The sequence below is a fragment of the Aeromonas sp. 600282 genome, assembly GCF_049175755.1.
Taxonomy (GTDB): Bacteria; Pseudomonadota; Gammaproteobacteria; order Enterobacterales; family Aeromonadaceae; genus Aeromonas; species Aeromonas veronii_A.
This window is the reverse complement of sequence record NZ_JAAKVR010000017.1, coordinates 1-18,243: the sequence shown is the minus strand read 5'-3', so window position 1 is coordinate 18,243 and position 18,243 is coordinate 1. Positions and strand designations below refer to the sequence as shown.

At 59.1% G+C, this 18,243-nt stretch carries 15 protein-coding genes; 11 read left to right on the top strand and 4 right to left on the bottom strand.

The features are described 5' to 3' along the window. Positions 1-5: 5 nt before the first annotated feature. Positions 6-785, bottom strand: a complete 780-nt coding sequence (locus G5137_RS15825; protein WP_005362278.1) for a BPSS1780 family membrane protein — start codon at positions 783-785, stop codon at positions 6-8. Positions 786-1,086: 301 nt separating this feature from the next. Between G5137_RS15825 and G5137_RS15820 the strand changes: the two genes are divergently transcribed. After that, the gene (locus tag G5137_RS15820; RefSeq protein WP_139408095.1) at positions 1,087-1,908 is read left to right on the top strand and encodes a peptidoglycan DD-metalloendopeptidase family protein; all 822 of its coding nucleotides are present in this window, start codon (positions 1,087-1,089) and stop codon (positions 1,906-1,908) included. 88 nt (positions 1,909-1,996) lie between these two features. On the opposite strand, the gene G5137_RS15815 is transcribed toward G5137_RS15820, so the two are convergent. Continuing rightward, a complete protein-coding gene (locus G5137_RS15815) occupies positions 1,997-3,334 on the bottom strand; it encodes an MATE family efflux transporter (protein ID WP_421255648.1) in 1,338 nt (445 codons plus the stop codon). Positions 3,335-3,489: 155 nt separating this feature from the next. Between G5137_RS15815 and mscM the strand changes: the two genes are divergently transcribed. The 10 genes from mscM to G5137_RS15765 all read left to right on the top strand — a co-directional run bounded on the left by mscM (position 3,490) and on the right by G5137_RS15765 (position 15,907). Then, entirely contained in the window at positions 3,490-6,771 is a 3,282-nt protein-coding gene (mscM, locus tag G5137_RS15810) for a miniconductance mechanosensitive channel MscM (RefSeq protein WP_421255647.1), read from the top strand. A gap of 24 nt (positions 6,772-6,795) precedes the next feature. Continuing rightward, complete coding sequence (locus G5137_RS15805) at positions 6,796-7,473, top strand: glycerophosphodiester phosphodiesterase (protein ID WP_421255646.1); 678 nt, start codon at positions 6,796-6,798, stop codon at positions 7,471-7,473. Positions 7,474-7,631: 158 nt separating this feature from the next. Continuing rightward, positions 7,632-9,509, top strand: a complete 1,878-nt coding sequence (locus tag G5137_RS15800; protein WP_421208790.1) for a methyl-accepting chemotaxis protein — start codon at positions 7,632-7,634, stop codon at positions 9,507-9,509. 509 nt (positions 9,510-10,018) lie between these two features. Then, on the top strand, positions 10,019-11,803 hold the full coding sequence (gene frdA / locus G5137_RS15795) for a fumarate reductase (quinol) flavoprotein subunit (protein ID WP_421255645.1): 1,785 nt from the start codon (positions 10,019-10,021) through the stop codon (positions 11,801-11,803). After that, on the top strand, positions 11,796-12,530 hold the full coding sequence (locus tag G5137_RS15790) for a succinate dehydrogenase/fumarate reductase iron-sulfur subunit (protein WP_005335057.1): 735 nt from the start codon (positions 11,796-11,798) through the stop codon (positions 12,528-12,530). Before frdA ends, G5137_RS15790 begins: the two co-directional genes overlap by 8 nt. 16 nt (positions 12,531-12,546) lie before the next feature. Continuing rightward, the gene (locus G5137_RS15785; RefSeq protein ID WP_005335058.1) at positions 12,547-12,945 is read left to right on the top strand and encodes a hypothetical protein; all 399 of its coding nucleotides are present in this window, start codon (positions 12,547-12,549) and stop codon (positions 12,943-12,945) included. Positions 12,946-12,955: 10 nt separating this feature from the next. Further along, positions 12,956-13,312, top strand: a complete 357-nt coding sequence (frdD, locus tag G5137_RS15780) for a fumarate reductase subunit FrdD (protein WP_040066869.1) — start codon at positions 12,956-12,958, stop codon at positions 13,310-13,312. 252 nt (positions 13,313-13,564) lie between these two features. Beyond that, positions 13,565-14,293, top strand: a complete 729-nt coding sequence (locus G5137_RS15775) for a nucleoside recognition domain-containing protein (RefSeq protein ID WP_158109835.1) — start codon at positions 13,565-13,567, stop codon at positions 14,291-14,293. After that, positions 14,290-14,757: a YjiG family protein gene (locus G5137_RS15770; protein WP_005335063.1), complete on the top strand. Its 468-nt coding sequence runs from the start codon at positions 14,290-14,292 to the stop codon at positions 14,755-14,757. The genes G5137_RS15775 and G5137_RS15770 overlap by 4 nt, the downstream gene beginning before the upstream one ends. 25 nt (positions 14,758-14,782) lie before the next feature. Next, entirely contained in the window at positions 14,783-15,907 is a 1,125-nt protein-coding gene (locus G5137_RS15765) for a M20 family metallopeptidase (protein WP_128835120.1), read from the top strand. 88 nt (positions 15,908-15,995) lie between these two features. On the opposite strand, the gene G5137_RS15760 is transcribed toward G5137_RS15765, so the two are convergent. Next, positions 15,996-16,745: a substrate-binding periplasmic protein gene (locus G5137_RS15760; protein WP_421205255.1), complete on the bottom strand. Its 750-nt coding sequence runs from the start codon at positions 16,743-16,745 to the stop codon at positions 15,996-15,998. A gap of 91 nt (positions 16,746-16,836) precedes the next feature. Next, positions 16,837-18,063, bottom strand: coding sequence for a winged helix-turn-helix domain-containing protein (locus G5137_RS15755; protein ID WP_421255644.1), 1,227 nt, complete (start codon positions 18,061-18,063; stop codon positions 16,837-16,839). Positions 18,064-18,243 lie beyond the last annotated feature (180 nt).

Below are 18,243 nucleotides of genomic sequence, written 5' to 3'. Positions count from 1 at the left end.
CTTGATCAGGCTTCAAATCCGAATGGTTCTGAGTGCGGCGCTTCCGGCTGCGCACTCTCGTCGAGGAAAATATCCCGATAAGCCACATAGATGGAGTAGTTGAGCGCCGGGATCACCACCAGCAGACCTACCAGCAACAGCACAGCGCCAAACAGCAACAACATGGCTGAGAGCAGCCCCCACCAGAAGAAGGGCCACATATTGCGCCAGCAGCCGAAGAAGCTCAGCCGTACCGCCTGGATGATGCCGATATCGTGGTGGTAGATCAGCGCAGGAGCAAAGGTGACCCCCATCAGCACAGGAATGATGAGCAGCATCCCCACCAGCAACACCAGCAGCAGTTGTTGCAACTGGCTGGCTGAGACCACCATGCTCTCGGGATCCTGCGTCAGCAGCGGGAGCAGCCCCCACATGGAGAGCAGACCGAGACAGACAAGGCCAACCAGGCTAAACAGCAGCAACACCAGCAGACCGCCTAGCATCAGCGGGGTCAACTTGTGGCGAAAACCGGCGAAGAGATCGGCAAACTGCAGCGGCTCCCCCCGATAACCCCGAGCGGCGACCGCCACCCAACCCGCGCCCCACACCATGTAGAGCAGCTGGGAGATAAGGCCACCCGCCGGCAGTTGCTCCAGCAGCATGCCCACCATAAACCAGACCAGCACCATGGCCACGCTGATCCCCATCCCCTTGTTGAAGATATCGAACCCGCTGCGAACCCAGAGCCAGCCACGACCTGTCGTGTACCGGGCCGGTGTGGTGCGCAAAGGGGGTAATCCGTTCATATCGTCTCCTCGGAGTGTCGGTGGCATCAGTGCCGGAAGCCGATTCTAGAGCCAGGGCGGGGGCGACTCAATGGCGAAGCAACCCGACCACGACATAAAACCTGACGCAGCTATGCACAAAAGGGGCGTCAGCCACGCCTCGCCTCTGGCTGCCCCGACCATAACGAGGCACAATCTGCTCCCTCCCCCAGCCGCGTCTGTCATGGCCAGCATGTCGTGGTCACCCTTTAGTGATCGACGAATGCCGGATAGGGGGTTGTCATCCCGCCATCCCGGGCGTTTTAACATCGAGTGTATCGTCATGAGAGTTGTGTGTTGTCTGTTGTTGTTACTGGCCAGCCAGTCAGCCCTGGCCGAGGGTTTTATCAGTCGCCTGCTCAACCATCCGGTGCCGGGTGGCGTTGCGGTGATCCCTCTTGGCGCATCTGCCACTGCACCCACGGCCCGCTATCACGACAAACCCGTGCTGGTGGTGCGCGAAGACAACCAGTGGATCGCCATCGTCGGCATCTCTCTCAAAAACCCGCTTGGGGCCCAGCAGCTGACCACAGGTGATGGCCGTATTCTCGGCTTCACCGTGACCCCCAAGCACTACCGCGAGCAGCACATCAAGCTCAAGAACAGCCGTCAGGTCAATCCGCTCGCCGAGGATATGACACGTATCAACCGCGAGCTGGCGGAGCAGACCCGGGCTTACCAGACCTTCAGCCCCAACCAGCCGAGCAACCTGATGTTCGACAAGCCGGTCAACGGCCCCCTCTCCAGCCCGTTTGGCCTGCGTCGCTTCTTCAATGGCGAGGAGCGCAACCCCCACTCCGGCCTCGACTTCGCTGTCGGCGCCGGCACCCCGATCAAGTCCCCCGCCGCAGGCAAGGTGATCCTGATCGGTAACTACTTCTTCAATGGCAATACCGTCTTTGTCGACCACGGTCAGGGGCTCATCAGCATGTTCTGCCACATGTCGAAGATCGATGTGAAGCTCGGCCAGAACCTGCCGCGTGGCGGCATCGTCGGGCGAGTCGGTTCGACCGGCCGCGCTACCGGCCCCCATATGCACTGGAACGTCAGCCTCAACGACACCCGGGTCGATCCCGCCATCTTTATCGGTGCCTTCAAGCCCTGAATCGGCAGAGCCCGTTAACAAAACATCCTCTAACAAAACAGGCAGCCCATGGCTGCCTGTCTGCTATCTGCACGTCGAACCTGATTACCTATCCGGCCAGCGCGTGGGCGCCGGACTCCCGACGCATCGCCCGCCACATCACCAACACCAGCAATGAGCTGCACGTTGGCAATGCCAGCCAGACCCCGGGCACGCCCCACAGGGTCGAGAATCCCCACAAGAAACCGCCGATCAGCACCAGCTTGCCACCGGTGAGCAGGGAGGCGATGCGGGCCCGATTGATGGCCTGGAAGTAGGTGGCCCCCACCAGCAGCAAGCCCTCCATCGGCAACCCCCAGAAGTAGAGCCAGATCCCGAGGCTCGCCACCGGCAGCAAGGTAGCGTTGTCCCCGGCAAACAGATAGACCGCCGCCTCCGGCCACAGATAGAGCGGGATCATCGCGGATAGGGCGATCCCCAACGTCACTCCGAGTGCCAGATTGCGGATCCGCAACACCCGCCGCCAGTGACCGGCGCCCGCGTTAAAGCTGGCGATGGGCTGGATACCCATGGCGATACCCTCAAACACCAGATAGAAGAAGGCCTCGGTGTAACTGATCACCCCGTAGGCCGCCACATGCAGCGAAGTACCCACCGCCAGCAACGCCTTGTTGTGCAGCGCCAGCACTACCGAGAGATAGAGGTACATCAGAAAACTGGATATCCCGAGGCGCACCGTCTCTCCCATCAGCCGCAGATCGGGGCGCAGGGTGTCCCAGCTTATCCGCAGTTGGCTACGCGGCGTGAAGAAGTGCCACAGGCAGGCAAGGCCCGTCACCGCCTGGGAGAGCATAGTGGCGGTCGCCACCCCGGCCAGTCCGAACGGAAACACTACCATCAGCAGATAGTCGAGCAGCACGTTGAGCAGCCCCCCGACCACCATGATGAGGGTGACAAATCCGGGGCGGCCATCGTTGCGCAGCAGCGAGCTGAACGCCATCGACAGCACCGCAAAGACACCAAGCCAGGCGTAGGCCTGCAGGTAGGAGAGCCCGGCGGTGAAGATCTCCCCCTCCGCCCCCATCCAGGCCAGCATGGGCTCGCCATAACGGATCCCGATAAAACTGAGCAGTGCCGAGGCCAGCAACACCATCACCAGGGCATTGCCGACGATATGGCGGGCTTTGGCCGGGTTGCCCTGCCCCAGATAGAAGGAGACCAGCGACGAGGCCCCCATGCCGATCAGCGCCCCCACCGCATAAAGCACGGCGCAGATGGGATAAGCCAGCATCAGACCGGCCATGCCATCCTGACCCAGCACATGGCCAACGAAGATGCCATCGATGGTGACATAGATGCCGGTGATCAGCATGGCCGCCACGGTCGGGGTTACGTAACGCCAGAAAAGGCGAGATAGCGGGGCTGTGCCCAGATCAACAGCTGACATATTCGACTCGGTGGAGAGAAAGCGGCCGGGATCATAGCGAAACGGCAGCACGACTTCCTGTTATTTGTGTTATGAATCATTAATATAGACTGCTTTACCCGCCTCCCTGCCCTGTTTTAGGCTAGGGCCACCTCTTCTGAACGGAAACGAGCCTCATGTTGCAACGCCTGCTCACCCTCTTGCTGCTCTCCCTTATCTTGTTGCCGCCAGCCGTGCGCGCCGACGATGCCATTGCCCAGGCCGAATCCCTGTTGCAGAGCGTGCCCAAGAGCGATACCCCGGAAAACCAGAAGCTGCGGGAGAGCTACCAGCAGGCGCTGCAATTTGCCAGAGAGGCCGAGCGTTACCGGGAGCAGAGCAAAGCCTATCAGCAGATCCTTATCGATTACCCCAAGGAGTCGGCACGGCTCAAGGAGAGCCTGCACAACTATCAGCCCGCCGCTCGCCCGCCGCTGGCGAGCCTCAAGGAGGAGGCGCTGCGCCAGGCCATAGGCCTGAGCAGCAACCGCCAGCTCAACCTGCGCAAGGAGCGGCAGGGGGTGATGGATAGCCTCAACCAGCTAGAGAGTACCGGGCAGGAGTATCACCTGCGGGTGGATGATCTGCGCAAACAGCTGCAACTGACCCGCAGCCAGCTGGAGCGACTGAGCTTCAGCAGCGAATCGGATCGCCAGCAGGAGGCACAGCTGCTGCTGACCAGAATGAAAGAGCAGAGCCTCTCCGACCGGATCCAGATGCTGGAGCTGGAGCAGCTCTCTGCCCAGCAGCGCAACGATCTCGGCAAGCTGAAACTACAGGAGCTCAATCTGGCCATCGCCGACGAGGATGAGTGGCAAGCCAGCCTGCTGACCCAGCAGAACCAGCTGCGGCGGGAGAAGACCGAGCAGGCGCTGGAGGAGAGCGAACGGCTGCGCAAGCAGCTCACCACCGACATGCCGCTGCTGCTGGAGCAGCAACAGCAGAATCAGGCGCTCTCCATCCAGCTCGGCACACTGGAAGATCAAATTGAGCGGGTGCAGGACGAGCAGCGCAGCGTCGACAAGAATTTGTTTGAACTGAATGAGCTGGTCAACTCGGTACGCGAACAGCTGGAGTGGCTGCAGATCAGTAATGCCTACGGCGAGAACCTGCGCAGCAAACTCTCCGATCTTCCTCCCCAGTTCCCCCTCGACAAGCTGGAGTCCGCCATCGTCAGCGCCCGCATGGCCAAGTACCAGTACGAGAGCGAGCAGGATGGGCTCAAGGATACCCGCCAGCTGCGCGACAAGCTGATGGCCGAAGAGGATGTGACGCTGGATCGGCCGCAGCAAGCTGTGCTCGACAACCTGCTCAAGGCCCGGCGCCAGCTGCTGACCCGGCTCAACGACGCCTCCGATACCCTCATTCAGGAGCAGACCCGTCTCAAGCTGCTCTACAGCCGCCAGAACAGCAAGATCGACGAGATCCGCGAAATAAGCGCCAGCCACCTGTTCTGGATGCCGGATGTGCGCCCCTTTACCCCACAGGTGATGCTCGGTATTCCTGCCGCGCTGACCCTGGCCTTCAACCCGGACAACTGGTTGCAACTGCCCTACGCCATCGTCGAAAACAGCCCGCTGAGCCTCACGCTGGCCAGTATTGGGCTGCTGGTGCTGGCCTGGAGCTGGTTCAAGCTGGCCCGTCACCTGAGCCTCTATTGCGACCATATTGCGCCGCGGATCGGCAAGGTAACTCAGGACAAATTCAGCCTCACCAGCCGCTTGCTGCTGCGCTCCCTGCTTGCCGCCCTCCCCTTGCCCGCCATGGTACTGATGGTGCGCGGCCTGCTCGAAGGGGCCTGGCAATACCCGTTTGCGGTGGCGGTGGCGCGCGGTCTTGGCGAGATCTGGTTTCTGCTGCTGGCGCTGGTGATGGCCCGCCATCTGACGCTGGAGCGGGGGATTTTGATCCACCACTTCCGCTGGCCCCGGGAACAGGTGCAAAAGGTATGGGGGCAGTTTCGCACCCTGCTGCTGGTGCTGATCCCGAGTTTCTTTGTGCAGGGGATGGCCAACAGCTATCAGGAGCACGCCTTCTACGACTCCCTCGGCCGGATGGCCTTCATGATCGGTGCACTCTGGCTGCTGCTCTTCTTTGCCCGCCTCAACCGGGAGCGGCTGCCACTCACCTGGGGCCAGACCGATATGACCAAGCCCCATCTGCTGCACCACTTCATCTGGAACAGCCTGATGCTGGCGCCGCTGCTGGCGGTGATCGGCGCCCTGTTTGGCTACTTCTATACCTCGCGCACCCTGCTGCGCCAGCTGGAGCTTAGCCTGCTGATGGGGCTGGGTTGCCTGCTGGTCTACTATCTAGCCAGACGCTGGATGCTGATCCAGCGCCGCCGCCTAGCCTTCGAGCGCGCCAAGAGCAAGCGGGCTGAGATCCTGGCCCAGCGCGGCCGGGAAGAGGGGCATGACGAGCTCAGCTCCGAGACCCCGGACGTGGTGGAAGAGACTGAGCTGGATCTCGATACCATCAGCGCCCAGTCGCTGGGACTGGTGCGCACCCTGCTGATGCTGGGCTTCACCATGCTGGTGGTGGTGCAATGGTCGGATCTCAACTCCGCCTTCAGCTTCCTCAGCAATATCGAGGTGTGGCAGGTGAGCAGCAAGATTGGCGGCATCGAGCAGCTCTCGGCCATCACCTTGCAGGATCTGATGCTGACCGCCTTCGTCTTCATTCTGACCGTGGTGACAGCCCGCAACCTGCCGGGGCTGATGGAGCTGACCCTGCTGCAGCACCTCAGCCTCTCCCCGGGTACCGGCTTTGCACTCACCACGATCAGCAAGTATCTGGTGATCCTCGTTGGCGCCCTCACCGGTTTCTCCATGCTCGGTATCGACTGGTCGAAGACCCAGTGGCTAGTAGCCGCCCTCTCGGTAGGGCTGGGTTTCGGCCTGCAGGAGATCTTCGCCAACTTTGTTTCCGGCCTCATCATCCTGTTCGAGAAACCAATCCGGCTCGGTGACACTGTTACTATTCGCGATCTCACCGGCACCGTAACCAAGATCAAAACCCGGGCGACCACCATAGTGGATTGGGATCGCAAGGAGATCATCGTGCCCAACAAGGCCTTTATCACCGAGCAGTTCATCAACTGGTCGCTCTCCGATGCGATAACCCGGGTCAAACTGCGGATCCGGATCGGTCTGACCCGTGATCCGAAACTGGTGCAACGTATTCTTGAGGAGGCGATCCATGCCTCTACTCTGGTACTGGAGACCCCCAGTCCGGAAGTATTCCTGATCGAATTCACCGACTCGGCGCTGATCTACGAGATCCGCCTCTACGTCAACAACATGGATCACCGGATGCCCATCACTCACGAGGTTCACTCGCTGGTGCTGGAGAAGATGCAGCAGCAGGGACTTCCCCTACCCCATCAACAGATCGACATTCACCTGAGCCGCGGCTGATCCCCGAGGTACAAGGAGCAGAACATGCAAATTATTGCCCACCGTGGTGCCAGCGGTCTGGCACCGGAAAACACCCTCAAGGCGATGGCAAAAGCACTGACGCTGGGAGTCAGTGCCATCGAACTGGATGTACAGGCAGCAGATGACGAGTTATGGGTATTTCACGATCGGAGGCTGGAGCGTTGTACCAACGGCAAGGGGGTGCTGACTGAACAATCACGAGCCTATCTGGAGCAACTCGATGTCGGTGAGGGAGAGGTGATACCGACCCTGTGGCAAGTGATGGAGATTATCGCCGGACGCTGCGAGCTGCATATCGAGCTCAAGGGTGCCGATACCGCTGACGCAGTGGCATCCCTGACCCGAAGGGCAGAGGCCAAGCTTGGTTTTACCCCAGAGCAGTGGGTGGTTTCGTCCTTCCATCACCCGGAGCTGGCCCGATTTGCCGCCTTGCGGCCCGATATCCGCCTCGGCGCCCTGACCGCCAATCTGCCACTCAACCTGGCGCTGTTTGCTGATGAGCTGGGGGCCTGGTCACTTAACTGCGACGTGGATTTTGTCGACCGGATACTGGTGGAAGATGCACATCAACGCGGATTAAGGGTTCTAGTTTATACCGTTGATTATCATGAAGATTATGAAAAACTAGCCAGCATGGGGGTCGATGGAATCTTCACCAATCGTCCAGATCGTTTCCTGTAGCCACCTGACAAGGATACACATATGGATAAGCTCTGATTTAGGCACTAACTTTAAATAGCTGATCGGGATACAAAGAGTTCAACTTCAGCCGATAAGAACAGGCACATAACAATAACCAGTTTCCACACACTCAGACTGACGCTCACAAGGATGTAACTATGAACTTATCGATTAAAAACAAGCTGGTCCTGGCTATCGGGGTCATCATTCTGGTGATCACCGGGATACAGGTCTGGTACAACACCTCGCAACTGCGCAGCGAAACCCAGCGGCTGGTCTGGAATATCATCGACGAAAGCTCCATGGCCAACGTCAAGGGGATCTCCCGCTGGGTTGACTCCCGTATCGCCATCGTCAGCACCACCAAGGAGGCTTTCACCAAAGAGGATGAACCCATCAGCCATCTGGCCCAATCCATGAATGCAGGTGGATTCGACCTGGTCTATGCCGGTACTGCCGATGGCAAGATGATCCAGAGCAAGCCCACCAACCTCCCTGCCGGTTATGACCCCCGTCAACGCCCCTGGTACAAGGATGCAATGGCAGCTGGCAAACTGGTCATTACTGCCCCTTATGCGGATATCTCTACCGGACAACTGATTGTCACCATTGCCGAGCCGTTCCAGCGCGGCAACACTCAGGGCGTCATCGCCGGTGACGTATCCATCAGCGCCCTTATCTCGGATATTCTGGCAGTCACCACCGAGGGCACCTACGCCATTCTGGTAGACAGTAATGGCACCATCATCGCCCACCCGGATGCCTCGTTGAGTCTCAAGTCTGCCACCGCACTGGCCCCTGAATTGACTGCTTCTTACATCAACCAGATCGCCCATGACGGCATGATCAACGAGCTGGTGATCAGTGGCAAGAAAGAGGTCTTTGACTTCAACGCAATCCCCAATACCAACTGGTATTACGGCATGATGGTGGATGAGGAAACCGCCTATCAGTCGGTGCGCAGCATGGTCACCTCCTCCCTCATCCAGGGGCTTATCACCATACTGATCGTGGCTGGCTTCTCCTATGTCGCCATCAACGGCTCGCTGGCCCCCCTGAAAACCCTGGGCGAAGCGATTGCCGATCTCTCACGCGGCAACGGTGATCTGACCCGCCGCATCAAGATTGAACGTGAGGATGAAGTAGGCGCGGTTGCCAAACACGTCAACACCTTCATCGAGCGGATCCATGTGATGGTGCAGGATATCTCCAACTCCTCCGGCCAGCTCAACCAGCAGGCCAAGTCGTCCCACAGCATGGCGGAGAAGGCCAATCAGGGTCTGGCACGCCAGCAAAACGAGATCTCCCAGATCGCCACTGCGGTACACGAGATGTCGGCCACCGCAGTCGAGGTTGCCAGCAACGCGGAGCAGACCGCCGAAGCGGCCCGCAGCTCCACCAGCAGTTGCGAGCATGGCAAGCAGGTGATCGCCCGCAACCAGCGCTCCATCACCGATCTGGCCACCCAGGTGGAACAGGCCTCCAACATCATTCAGGAACTGGAGAAAAACGCTCAGGAGATCAACACCATCCTCTCCACCATTCAGGGCATCGCCGAGCAGACCAACCTGCTGGCACTCAACGCCGCCATCGAAGCGGCACGTGCCGGTGAACAGGGCCGCGGCTTTGCGGTGGTAGCCGACGAGGTGCGCGTCCTGTCACAGCGTACCCACAGCTCCACCGTCGAGATCCGCAATATGATCGAAACCCTGCAACGCAATACCCAGGGAGCGGTCAGCACCATGCACGAAGGCCAGCTGCTGGCCCAGAACAGCGTGGATGACGCCAACAACGCCACCCACGCGCTGGAGCAGATCACCACCTCGATCAACCAGATCTCCGACATGGCGACCCAGATCTCCAGCGCGGCTGAAGAGCAGCGGGCCGTCACCGATGAGGTAAGTCGCAACATTCAGGCAGTGAAAGATGTCTCCGACGAACTGGCAGTGGATGCAGACAGCTCACGCCATCTCTCTGAACAACTTAAAAATATTTCGGGTGAACTGAGCAATCAGGTCGGCATGTTCCGCATTTGAGCATGAGCAAAAGGGGCCGTACAGGCCCCTTTTATTTTTCTAAATAGCGCTTAATTTTCAGTGAGTAATCTCACATTACCCATCAAATACCCCGCCTTGAAATCCTTGTGATTCGTCTGGAATTATCAGATCACCGCCGTGGTCACCGCCGCATTTCGGATTACCTATTTCTATCCGAATAGATGAATGCCAATAATTCTCATTAAAAAATTACAATAAAAAACTTAAAATTTTTTTCGCGAGTACCTAAAAAGAGAGGTGATTCGCATTTTATTGAAAGAAAACTACGTACAATCCAGAAGTTAAAGTACTCGTAGCTAGGTGTTCAACTGCTCAGTAACACCAAAAAATGACGATAATAACGACATTTTCATCCAGGGATTTGGGTGTTTTATAGAAAAATAACCAATAAAAAGGGAATAAAACCTAGCAGTTTGACTTGCATCAAGCCTGAATTTTTTTCATAGAGCAAAATCGTGCCCAGCAAATCTATCCCTAAGGAGGCAGATGTGGATATTATCAAGACCGATGTGGCCATCATCGGTGCTGGCGGTACCGGCTTACGCGCCGCTATCGCTATAGCCGAATCACAGCCAGACCTGGACATCGCCCTGATTTCCAAGGTTTACCCGATGCGCAGCCACACGGTTGCTGCCGAAGGCGGCGCCGCCGGTGTCGTCCGTGATGACGACTCCCTCGACAACCACTTCAACGACACCGTCTCCGGTGGTGACTGGCTGTGCGAGCAGGACGTAGTGGAATACTTCGTCAACAACGCAACCAAAGAGATGATCCAGCTGGAGCACTGGGGTTGCCCCTGGAGCCGCAAGCCGGATGGCAAAGCCAACGTGCGTCCGTTTGGTGGCATGAAGGTTCCGCGTACCTGGTTCGCCGCAGACAAGTCAGGTTTCCATATTCTGCACACCCTGTTCCAGACCTCCGTCAAATACCCGAGCATCAAGCGCTTCGACGAGCATTTCTGCCTTGATCTGATCGTGGACGACGGCCGCGTTCAGGGCGTACTGACCTTCGACATCCAGAACGGTATCACCCGCTTCATCCAGGCCAAATCCGTGATCGTGGCAACCGGCGGCGCTGGCCGTGTCTATCGCTACAACACCAACGGTGGCATCGTCACCGGCGACGGCATGGCACTGGCCTACCGTCACGGCGTACCGCTGCGTGATATGGAATTCGTCCAGTATCACCCGACCGGTCTGCCGGGCACCGGCATCCTGATGACCGAAGGTTGTCGTGGTGAGGGTGGCGTCCTGCTGAACAAGGATGGCTACCGCTACCTGCAAGACTACGGCTTGGGCCCGGAAACGCCGATCGGCCAGCCGAAGAGCAAATACATGGAGCTGGGTCCGCGCGACCGCGTTTCCCAGGCATTCTGGCAAGAGCAGCAGAAAGGCCGCGTCATTCAGGGCCCGATGGGCGATGTGGTTCACCTCGACCTGCGTCACCTTGGCGAGAAGTACCTGAAAGAGCGTCTGCCGTTCATCTGCGAACTGGCCAAAGCCTACGTCAACGTGGATCCGGCCAAAGAGCCTATCCCGGTACGTCCGACTGCCCACTACACCATGGGTGGTATCGAGACTGACAACAAGTGTGCCACCCGTCTGCCCGGCCTCTACGCCGCGGGCGAATGTGCCTCCGTCGGTCTGCACGGTGCCAACCGTCTGGGTTCCAACTCCCTGTCCGAGATCGTGGTATTCGGCAAGCTGGCCGGTGAGCAGGCAGGTGAATTTGCCAAGACTCAGAAGCATGGCAACACCGAAGCCCTGGCCGCCAAAGCCGAGGCGCTCATCAAGCAGCACCTCTCCCTGATGGACATAGACGGTACCGAAAACCCGGCCGATATCCGCAACGAGCTGGGCATGTCCATGGAAGCCGGTGTCGGTATCTACCGTACCGAAGAGCTGATGCAGGGCACCATCGACAAGATCAACGAGCTGAAAGCCCGTTACAAGAAGGTCAAGATCAACGACAAGTCCTCTGTCTTCAACACCGATCTGCTGTACGCCATCGAACTGGGTTACATGCTGGACGTGGCTGAAGCCATGGCGCACTCCGCCATCAATCGTAAAGAGTCCCGCGGTTCCCACCAGCGTCTGGATGGTTACGAAGAGCGCGATGACGTGAACTTCCTCAAGCACACGCTTTCGTTCTACAAAAATGGCGAAACGCCCTCCATCGATTACTCCGATGTGAAGATCACTAAGTCCCAGCCGGCAAAACGCGTGTACGGCTCCGAGGGTGAGAAACAAGACGAGGCTAAGAAGAATGGCTGAGATGATTGAAATTGAGATCCTGCGCTACCGTCCGGAACAGGATAACGAGCCCTGGATGCAAACCTTCCAGGTGCCATACCAGAGAGAGATGTCTCTGCTGGACGCCCTGCAGTACATCAAGGATCACCTGGACTCTACCCTGAGCTTCCGCTGGTCCTGCCGGATGGCGATCTGCGGCTCTTGCGGCATGATGGTCAACGGTGTGCCCAAGCTGGGTTGCAAGGCGTTCCTGCGCGACTACCTGCCGGGCAAGATGACCGTCGAGCCGCTCAACAACTTCCCGATCGAGCGCGATCTGGTGGTGGACATGTCCGACTTCATCGAGAAGCTGGAGAGCATCAAGCCGTACATCATCCCGAGCGAGCCGCGCAGCCTGTGTGATGGCGAGTACATCCAGACTCCGGCCCAGATGGCGCAGTACAAGCAGTTCTCCCAGTGCATCAACTGTGGTCTCTGCTACGCGGCCTGCCCGCAGTACGGCATCAACAAGAAGTTCACCGGCCCGGCGGCACTGGCTCTGGCCTATCGCTACAACGTCGACAACCGTGATGCTGGTGCCAAAGAGCGTATGCGCATCATCAGCCAGGACGAAGGCGTCTGGGGCTGTACCTTCGTGGGCTACTGCTCCGAAGTGTGCCCCAAGGGCGTCGATCCGGCGGCGGCCATCCAGCTTGGCAAGGTCGAAAGCGCCAAGGACTACATGATCGCCATGTTCAAGCCAGATTGAGAGCAGGATTGAGACCATGAACAACACTGATAGCAAACGTAAACCTTACGTCCGCGAAATGAAGAAAGACTGGTGGCTGAAGAACGCCTTCTACACCGGTTACATGATCCGTGAAGGCACCAGTATCTTCGTCTCCATCTACGCCGTTGTGCTGATGTGGGGCCTGATGCGCCTGGTTCAGGGTCAGGAAGCGTTCAACGGCTGGCTGGAATCCCTGCAAAGCCCGATCGCCATCCTGTTCCATGTCGTCGCTCTGGCGGCGTGCCTGTTCCATGCCAAAACCTGGTTCGCCCTGGCGCCGAAAGCCATGCGCATCTTCCGTGGTGAAGACCTGGTACCGGAGAAGCCGATCGTTCTCGCCCAGTATGTGGCGCTGGCGGTGGTGTCCCTGCTTGTCCTGATCATCGTGGCCTGAGGAGAAAACAATGAGACGTTCTGACGAACCAATTTACTGGGGTCTGTTTGGTGCGGGTGGCATGGTCGTTGCCATGCTGCTGCCGGTCATTGTCCTCATCACCGGTCTGCTGGTGCCCATGGGCATCATGGACGTGGAAACCATGAGCTATGACCGCGTGCACGCGTTCGCCAGCTCCTGGTGGGGTGCCTGCATCCTGCTGGTGATCATCGCCCTGCCAGTCTGGCACGGTATGCACCGTATCTACCACGGTCTGCACGATCTGGGGATCCACACCACCAAGCTGCACCACTATGTGTTCTATGGCTTTGCCTTCCTGGTATCTGCCATTACCGTCGGCCTGCTGATGGTACTGGTACTCCAGTAATCACATCTGACTGATTGACCAAACCGGGCCTCGTGCCCGGTTTTTTATTGCCCCGCTATCCCGCCCCTGCTTTTTATTCACTCAAACAATTCGATAAAAACCAGATTATCGTCCAAGCATATGGCGATCATAGTCACATAACCCCAATACATTCGTCATTTGTAGCAAACCATTTTGACCACCATCAATTTAGTGACATTCATATCAATTATAATTATTCAGATTAAATAATTATTCATATGGAGCTAGCTAATGACAGACAAAACACGCTCGGTGAGCCTAGGCAGTTACCTGGCACTGGCCTTCGCCGTGGTCTTCTTCTCCGGACTGTTGCAATCCGGCGAGTGGTACGGGGTATTCGATTTCACCACGCTGAACGGTTCGTTCGGTACCATGGTCCAGAGCGTCAGCGAGAATGGTGACGGTATCAAGACCGCCATGACCGACATGCGCGGCAAGGGGGGCAACGGGGCGCGAGATGGCTTTCTGTTCGCCCTGACCCTGATCCCCACCGTGATGTTTGCCCTCGGCATGATCAATGTGCTGGAGCACTACGGCGCGCTGGAAGCGGCCCGCAAGTTGCTGACCCCGCTGCTGCGTCCGCTGATGGGGATCCCGGGCAACACCGGCCTCGCCCTTATCGCCTCCCTGCAGAGTACCGATGCCGGTGCCGCCATGACCCGTCAGCTCAAGGATGAAGGGCTCATCACCAAGCGTGAAACCGACGTATTCACCATGTTCCAGTTCTCCGCTGGTGCCACCATCGTCAACTTCTTCTCCTCCGGCGCCGTGCTGTTCACCCTGACACTGGCAGATGGCAGCCCGGCGGTCAGCTCCTCCATCGGTCTGGCTGTCATCGTGATGTTCGCCTTCAAATTTGTCGGGGCCAACCTGTTTCGGGTCTACCTCAATATGAGCGAAGGCAAGCAGACCGATAACAACACCCAGCAGACCCTCAACACTCAGGAGCAAGCCAAATGAGCCAGGCCAACATCAAGAAACCCATCGTCACCGATATCTTCGTCGAAGGGGCCAAGAAGGGCTGGGTCATCGCCACCACCTCCACCGTTCCCAACGTACTGATGGCCTTTGTCATCATCAAGGCGCTGCAGATCACCGGCGCGCTGGATGCCATGGGCGCCATTTTCTCCCCCGTCATGGCCATCTTCGGGTTGCCCGGTGAGGCGGCAGCCGTGCTGATCGGCGCCTGGATGTCGATGGGCGGTGCAGTCGGTGTGGTCATCACCCTGTTCGATCAGGGGATCCTCAACGGCACCCACATCGCCATTCTGGCGCCAGCCATCTACCTGATGGGCTCCCAGGTGCAGTACATGGGCCGCATCCTCGGCTGCATCGGTACCGAAGGGCGTTACATCCCCATCATGGTCGCCATCTCGGTACTCAACGCCTTCGGCGCCATGCTGGTGATGAACATCCTTCTCTGACCCGAACCTGATAGTGGAGCAAGCAATGACTTTTTCTCTGGATCAATACCTGACCGAACTGGCCCCGCTGATCAATCTGGATTGCGGATCCCTGCACCAGCCGGGCATTGCGGCAGTGGCCGACCTGATGGCTGCCAAATATGAGGCGATGGGCGGCTGGCAGATCAAGCGGGTCGACTGTGGCGCAGCCGGGGTGGGACTGGAGATCCGCAACCAGCCTGATGCGGCGCAGATCGATGTAATGCTGATCGGCCATATGGATACCGTCTTCCCCCTCGGTACCGCCGCTGCCCGCCCGATGAGCATCGATGGTGAGCGCGCTTACGGCCCCGGTGTCTCCGACATGAAATCCGGCCTGCTCAACATCGTCTATGCCCTGCGTGAACTGCCCCGCGAGGTGCGCGATCGCCTGAGCATCTGCGTCTGCATGAACCCGGATGAGGAGATCGGCTCCCTCCACTCCAGCGACTGGCTGGCAACGGTGGCCAAACAGGCAAAACAGGTGCTGGTGGCCGAAGCGGCCCGCGCCGATGGCTCGCTGGTCAAGGCGCGCAAGGGGATGGCCCGTTATCGCATCGACTTCACCGGCAAGGCTGCTCACGCGGGCAACGAACCACAGAAGGGGCGCAGCGCCATCACCGAGCTGGGCCACTGGATCCTGGCCATCAACGCCCTGACCAACTTCGAGAGCGGCACCACCCTCAACATCGGCATTGTCGAGGGGGGCAATGGCGCCAACATAGTGCCGGCCCATGCCAGCGCTGTGGTAGACGTCCGTTTCTGGGACAATCAGGAGTACCACCAGATCGACGATCATCTGCTGACCCTGGCCGAGCGGCCGCATCTGGATGGTGTCACCATCCAGCTGACCCGCGAGGCCCACAAACCGGCCATGGTGCCGTCAGAGGGTACTCAGGCGCTGATGCAGCTGGTGGAAGAGTGTGGCGCCGAACTGGGACTGCCAATCAGCTGGCAGGAGGTAGGTGGCGGCTCCGATGCCAACCTGACCGCCGCCCTCGGCATCCCCACTCTGGATGGTCTGGGCCCCATCGGTGCCGGTTTCCACAGTGACGAGGAGTATCTGGATCTGGCCAGCATTGCCCCGCGCATCGAGCTGCTGGTGAAGGTACTGACCCGTCTGGCGGCCTGACAGCCTCTCACGTAAAAAATGGCCAGCCGGTTTGCACCGGCTGGCCCTCTGTGTATCAGCCCCCCAGAATGACAGCCCCCCTTCGCTATTACTCCATCGGCGGCAAGAAGCGGCGCATCACCTCATCCGTATGCCCCCCTTCCTGAAATACCACCAGCGACTGATTGAGGATGTTCACCAGCTGGTGACCGCGGGGGGAGCCCTTGCTCACCAGCAGATAGAATCCCTTGCGGCTGGGCAGAGCGAGATTGAGCAACCCGCTCTCGCTGCGGTAGATGCCAAGGCTGATGCCTGCCACCAGAGGTTCGATTTCGCTCGGCACAAAGTCGCAGCGATCCCGCTCCAGCATATCGAGCGCCTGCTGCAACTGCTTGACCCGGCGTGGCTCCTGAGCAAGCCTGTAGGGGGTGTAGTTGTAGCCAATCACCCCGCATACCCGGGAGCGATTGACCGTCTGCAGATCCGGCGGTTCGGGGTAGCGGCGCTTGAGATAGAAGAAACCGAGGTGGGTGTAGTAGAGGGGAACGCTGTAGAAGGCAAACTCGGCCCGCTCCGGCTTGTAGCTGGCATCCCAAGTCAGCTCGCACAGACCATTCTGGCGATAATCCGCCAGCTCCTGCTGCACCCGCGCCCAGGGCAGATAGCGGATCTGGTGCGAGAGCCCGCTCTGTTGCAATGCATCGAGCACCAGCGTCGTCGCCGAACCTGTCAGGCGGCTGGTATCGGGCACACCGTCCTTGCGCTCCCAGTAGGTAAAGGGGGCCCATTCGTTGCCCTCCCCCAGACAGATCTTCACTGGCGGCTCTTGCCCCCATAGCGCGGGGGACAAGATGGCCATCGCCAATCCCGCCCACCATGTTGCCGCTCGTTTCATCTCCCGCTCCCGAACTGTTTATCCCTCTTGCAGCTTAGCCCAGAAGGGATAGATCTCACTTTGCAGGGGCGCTTTCATGCCACAACGTCAGCAAATTGGCCGGAATGGCACCATAACGAAGCTGCGGGGTCTGGTGCCAGTCAGCCAGCTTTTGCAGGGCTTTCGCCAGATCCTGTGCAAGCGTACGGGTCACTCTCACCCCGGCTTCCAGATAGAGGCTCTTGATCTCGAAGATCCCCTGCTGACGATGGGCCTTGGCATCCATCCTGCCCACCAGCTTGCCGCGATGGAGCAAGGGCAACACGAAGTAACCGTATTGGCGCTTGGGGGCCGGGGTATAGCACTCGATGCGATAGTCGAAGTTGAACAGATCCTTGGCTCGCTTGCGATCCCACACCAGCGGATCGAACGGCGACAAGACGGTGGTATGGGTTGCCTTGAGGTTGCCCGCCTGTGCCCTTGCCAGCTCATCGGCCAGCGAGGCGTGCACAAAAGCGCCGTGCTGCCACCCCTCCACCCGTACCGGCAGCAGCTCCCCCTCGTCCGCCAGCTGATGGAGCAAGGCGTCGTATTTGCCGCGTCGCAGCCGATAGTAGTCCGCCACCCAGCCAGTTTTGACCAGCCCCAGCGCCCGGCAGCTGGCGCGTACCATATCCCGCTGCGCCTGCTCGATGCTCGGCAGATCCCGCTCATCACACCACTCGGGGAGCACCCGCTCGGCCAGGTCATAGACCCGCTGAAAGTTGCGCCGCTCCCGCACCATCAGCTGACCGGTGGTAAACAATACCTCCAGATGACGCTTCTCCGGTTTCCAGTCCCACCAGCCGTTCCCCTTGCCGGTTGTGCGTTCAAAGTCAGCCGCCCGCACCGGGCCGTGCTGGCGAATGCGCTCGATAAGCTGGCCAATCTCCTGCTGATGGGTGGCAAGCCAGTTGGCCGAAAACTTCCAGCCCATGGCGGCGGGATCGAGCATCCGGTGGCGCAACAGCCGGTAATCCTCGCGGGGCACAAAACAGGCCTCGTGAGCCCAATATTCGAAGATCTCGCCGTCGGCCAGCAGCTGCTCCAACCAACGCGGTTCGTACTGGCCAAGGCGGCTAAAGAGCACCAGATAGGGGCTGCGCGCCACCACCGAGATGGTATCGATCTGCAGCAGCGCCATGCGGCGAATGGTGGCCAGCAGATCAGCCGGGGTCGCCTTGCTGCGACGGGGGGCAAGCAGCCCCTGCGCCGCCAGTTGCAGATGACGGGCATCTTGCAGTGACAAATGGGTAATCGACATCAACAACCGCTCCCTGGTATCTGACCATCGCGCGCCCGGCGGATAGCCAACAAAACCGGGGGAGACACCACGCTGGCATGCCTCCCCACCCTTTTTTTGCCTGCTGTCCCGTCCTGAATATGGTTTACACCTTTCCCCCCAATAAATGGAGAACCCGATGGGACAAGGTGTGAAACGGAC